Below are 1,847 nucleotides of genomic sequence, written 5' to 3' on the forward strand. Positions count from 1 at the left end.
CCGTCTACCCGTCAAGACAACCCCCCTGCTGGACTTTTGATGATGATTGGCTAATGTTCAAGTATGAGAGTTCTTGGCATTGAAACCAGCTGTGATGAAACCGCCGTGGCGATTGTTACGGATGAACGGGTGATTGAGGCAAACATTATCCTGTCCCAGCTGGATGAACACTCGCCTTATGGCGGGGTGGTGCCGGAGATTGCCGCCCGCGCACACCTTGACCATATTGACGGGCTGGTTGAGCGCGCGCTTGAGGAAACCCGCCAGCACTGGAATGATATCAATGCCATTGCAGCGACCTGCGGCCCGGGGCTCATCGGTGGTGTAATGGTCGGCATGATGACGGCCAAGGCGCTGGCACTGGCGCTCAACAAGCCCTTCCTGCCCGTCAACCATCTGGAAGGCCATGCCCTCACCGCCCGCCTGACAGACGATGTGCAATTCCCTTACCTATTATTGCTTGCATCAGGCGGACATACCCAGATTATTCTAGTTGAAGGGGTTGGGCGCTATACCGAGCTGGGCAGCACAATTGATGATGCTGCCGGTGAAGCGTTTGACAAATCTGCCAAATTGCTCGGCCTTGGCTATCCCGGTGGCCCTTTGATCGACACGCTGGCACAAACGGGTGACCGTGATCTTGCACAGCATTACGACCTGCCGCGCCCCCTTAAAGGCAGGGAGGGGTGCGACTTTTCCTTTGCCGGGCTGAAAACGGCGGTGTCGAAATGGGCAAAGGATTGCACAACAGACGAGAATAAAGCTGCCTTGGCGTTGGCGCTACACTATGCTATCAGCGATGTCGTCAAGGACAGGCTGGATAACGCTCTAAAAATGGTTGATGTGCCTGTTAAAACCCTGGTTGTGGCGGGGGGAGTAGCCGCCAACAGCTTCCTGCGTGATAGTTTAAGTGATTTTGTCCACCTCAACGGCTTACAATTTATTGCCCCGCCCCTATCTTTATGTACGGACAATGCGGCCATGATTGCCTGGGCCGGGCTGGAAGGGTATCGCTCAGGACGGCGCGGCACGCTGGATTTCAAGGCACGCCCGCGCTGGCCGTTATCAGAAATTGAAGGTACCTGAAACATGCATCATTTTAACCATATTGGCGTAATTGGCGCCGGCGCCTGGGGAACGGCACTGGCCGAAACCGCGGCACGCGCCGGGCGGGACGTAACCCTGTGGGCCTATGAAAAAGATGTCGTTGCCACCATCAACGATTTTCAGGAAAATACCAGTTTTCTGCCGGGTATAAAGCTGCATTCTTCCATATCCGCTACGAATGACATGGCCAAAGCATTTGAAACTGATGCTGTTCTGCTTGTACCGCCCGCGCAAAAGATGGAGGCGGTACTCAAACCCTTAGCTGATCAATGCAAAAATAAAGACGTCCCCCCCCTCATTATTTGCTCCAAAGGGATTGAGATTTCTACCGGGCGGCTGATGTCACAGGTGGTATCCGCCCTGTTTCCTAATGCTGTTATTGGCGCGTTGAGCGGCCCAAGCTTTGCCGGGGAAATGGCCGAGGGCCACCCTACCGCTGTCACGCTGGCGATTAATGAAAACCATGCGGATATGGGGTATGAGCTGTGCGAAGCATTGGCCACGCCACAATTCCGGCCCTATCTGGCGCATGATGTGATTGGTACCCAAATCGGCGGGGCGATCAAAAACGTGCTGGCCATTGCTTGTGGTATAGCGGCAGGGCGTGGCTTAGGTGATAACACCCGCGCCGCCATTATCACCCGCGGCCTTGCTGAAATGACCCGTTTTGGCCAGGCTATGGGCGCCGACCCAGTGACTTTTCACGGGCTTTCCGGCCTGGGCGATTTAACGCTAACCTG

2 protein-coding genes are annotated in these 1,847 nt (G+C 55.2%); both read left to right on the forward strand.

Annotated features, from left to right (window positions below; translation table 11 throughout):
* The first annotated feature begins 63 nt into the window (after positions 1-63).
* Positions 64-1,086 carry a tRNA (adenosine(37)-N6)-threonylcarbamoyltransferase complex transferase subunit TsaD gene (gene tsaD / locus WBA11_RS07775; RefSeq protein ID WP_424520130.1) on the forward strand — a complete coding sequence of 341 codons (1,023 nt, stop codon included), beginning with the start codon at positions 64-66 and terminating at the stop codon, positions 1,084-1,086.
* Positions 1,087-1,089: 3 nt separating this feature from the next.
* The coding region (locus tag WBA11_RS07780) for an NAD(P)H-dependent glycerol-3-phosphate dehydrogenase (protein WP_424520131.1) at positions 1,090-1,847 on the forward strand (758 nt) is incomplete at its 3' end.

Origin of the sequence: Rubrivirga sp., from assembly GCF_049648075.1 — a bacterium.
In the GTDB taxonomy this organism is placed as follows: Bacteria; Bacteroidota; Rhodothermia; order Rhodothermales; family Rubricoccaceae; genus Rubrivirga.